Origin of the sequence: Flavobacterium sp. (assembly GCF_035760125.1) — a bacterium.
GTDB lineage: Bacteria > Bacteroidota > Bacteroidia > Flavobacteriales > Flavobacteriaceae > Flavobacterium.
In genome coordinates, this window is the sequence record NZ_DASTTN010000274.1 from 1 (window position 1) to 2,790 (window position 2,790).

Below are 2,790 nucleotides of genomic sequence, written 5' to 3' on the forward strand. Positions count from 1 at the left end.
CCTACTTTGAATCTACTGTTTGCGGGAGATTTCAATTGCCCTCAATCGCATTCAGTTTTTACACCTTTAAAGAAAATGGGCTTCGCTCCTATTTTAGAAAATCAAAAAACATCACTAAAAACAAAACCTAAAGGGAGCAATTATCTGGCATCCGAATATGACAATATCTTTTATAAAACCAGTTCCATAAACTATATAAAATCGGATGTCATTTTGTTTTATAAAAAATTCATTTCCTTAAAAGAAGCACGAAAAGTATCCGATCATATTCCCATCTGGTTTGAATTTTCCTTGAATTGATTATTCCAAAAAAAAATCCAAATTCCAATAGCTACAATTGGAATTTGGATTTTTCAGTATGAAATTTATTCTTTCTATGTTTTCTGCTTTTTCTTTCTGGCAGCCGGAAACAATACATTATTCAAAATTAATCGATAACCTGGAGAATTGGGATGTAAATCCAAAACCGTTGCCGGATCACCCACTTGGTGTTGATAATCCTCTGGATCATGACCTCCATAAAAAGTAAACATTCCTTTTCCTTTTTCACCGTGTATGTAACGCGCTTCACCATTCAGTTCACAAGTTCCCATAACCAGAACATTCGATTTTACCAATTCTGGATCAAATGAAGTTGTTTGCCCCATAAAACCTTTGATCAACTGCGTATGATTTTGACACAACATGCTTGGTATGAAATCCCATTTGGCCGAATATTCCATCAAAGTAAAGTAATCTTTGTCCATGGGAACCTTTCTTTTTAAGGTCATGTCAATATCCGAAAACTCATATTGCTCTGGTCTTCGCTCAAGAGTAAAATTCTTGAAAGCAAAAGTATTATTGAAATTTAGTTTGGATTGATAATTGGCTTCACTGGGATCTCCGTCAAACATCGATTCGCAAATATCAACACCGTCTGCTGCCAACGCAATATCAAAACTATCGGTAGCAGAACACATTGCAAATAAAAATCCGCCTCCAATTACAAAATCTCGAATCTTTTTGGCAACAGCTCCTTTTTCTTGAGATACCTTTTCGTAGCCCAACTTTTTGGCCAAAGCCTCAGCATCTCTCTTTTGATCAATGTACCAAGGAATATTTTTATAGGCTGCATAAAACTTTCCATATTGTCCTGTATAATCCTCGTGATGCAAGTGGAGCCAATCATAAAGCAATAATTGATCACTTAACACTTCTTCATCATAAATTGGTGTAAAAGGAATTTCAGCATAAGTCAATACTAAAGTAACAGCATCATCCCAGGGTTGTTTCCCTTTGGGGGTATAAACTGCAACTTTGGGAGCTTTTTCTAATATAACAGCTTCCATATTCTGTGAAGGACTTGAAATCTCATTTAGAATTGATGTTTCTTCAGCATCCGAAATGACTTCAAAACTCACACCTCGTATTTGACATTCCTTCCTAATTTCTTCGGCATCGGGCAATAAAAAAGAACCTCCACGGTAGTTAAGTAACCAACTGGCCTTATAGTTTTTGGCCAAACACCAATAGGTAATTCCATACGCTTTAAGGTGATTTTGCTGCGTTGTTTCATCCATCGGCAACAAAATAAAGGAAGCCCTAGAGGAAATTGATAATAGAAAAATAAATATAAAAAGAATTCTTTTACACATCATTGAAAACTATTTTAAAGCAAAGATAATTGGAAGTAATTAAAGTACTCCTTTTATCTTTTATAATCATGCAAAAAAATCTTTTTAACATTCATCCATTAAATATCCAAAGACACGATAGCATTTTGAATAGCATAAACGACTAATCCTGCAATATTTTTGGATTCTGTTTTAAGTAGCAAATTGTTTCTGTGGCCTTCAACAGTTCTTGGACTAATGAATAGTTTTTCACCAATTTCTATCGTGCTTTTTTGCTTGCAAATAAGTTGCAATACTTCTAGTTCACGGGAAGTTATAAAACCAGTATCTAAACTACTCTTTGTTTTTTTATTGGCAATTAAATCATTTTGAATGATGTCCATAACATATTCTGAATAATAAAATCCTTTTGTTGACACTTCATTTATGGTTGCAAACAATTCCTGGGGAGTAGTATTTTTAACCAAATAAGAAACAGCCCCAACATCAATCATATTGGCTATAAATGATTTTGAATCGTAACTCGTCAAAGCAATGATTTTTATATTCGAAAAATCTCTATGGATAATTTTGGTGGCTTCAATCCCATTGAGCAATGGCATTTTCAAATCCATAATAACAATATCTGGTTTAGGATTATCTCCCTTAAGAAAATCAATTAATTCAACACCATCCGAAGCTTCAAAAATCACTTCAATATTTTCTTCTCTGGATAATAAAAAAGAAATTCCTTTTCTAAATAGAACTTCATCATCAACCAAAATTATTTTTATAGTTTCCTTCATAATTTAGAAATTAAAAATCACTGAAATTCCATTATTCATTTGTGACTCAATAGAGAGATTTCCCCCTAAAACAGCAACTCTACTTACCACATTTCGCATTCCCAGACCCTTATGATCTGCCAGTTGATTCAAATCAAAACCGATTCCGTTATCTGAATACTTACATGTTCTTTTTCCATCTATTTCATCAAAAAAAACAGAGATTGAAGTTGCTTTTCCATGCTCTATCGAATTAGCAAATAACTCCTGTAAAATTCTAAAAATATGTATATGCCTATTATTCTCTTTAAAATCAAAGTCTAAATTGTTCTCATAATGAATGGCAATAGCTCCATCTTCAATCAATTCGGCACATAATTCTTCAATTCCTGCATGAAGACCAAATTTATCCA

Annotated in this window: 3 protein-coding genes and 1 pseudogene; 1 reads left to right on the plus strand and 3 read right to left on the minus strand. The window is 33.3% G+C overall.

Annotated features, from left to right (window positions below; all coding sequences use genetic code 11):
* Positions 1-300: pseudogene (locus VFS71_RS09880) on the plus strand (endonuclease); the annotation flags it as partial.
* 74 nt (positions 301-374) lie between these two features.
* On the opposite strand, the gene VFS71_RS09885 reads toward VFS71_RS09880, so the two are convergent.
* From VFS71_RS09885 to VFS71_RS09895, 3 genes are all read right to left on the minus strand, one after another.
* A complete protein-coding gene (locus VFS71_RS09885; RefSeq protein WP_326401030.1) occupies positions 375-1,634 on the minus strand; it encodes an asparagine synthetase B in 1,260 nt (419 codons plus the stop codon).
* A gap of 98 nt (positions 1,635-1,732) precedes the next feature.
* On the minus strand, positions 1,733-2,398 hold the full coding sequence (locus VFS71_RS09890) for a response regulator transcription factor (RefSeq protein WP_326401026.1): 666 nt from the start codon (positions 2,396-2,398) through the stop codon (positions 1,733-1,735).
* Between the two features lie 3 nt (positions 2,399-2,401).
* On the minus strand, positions 2,402-2,790 hold a 389-nt coding region (locus tag VFS71_RS09895), incomplete at its 5' end, for a sensor histidine kinase (RefSeq protein WP_326401028.1).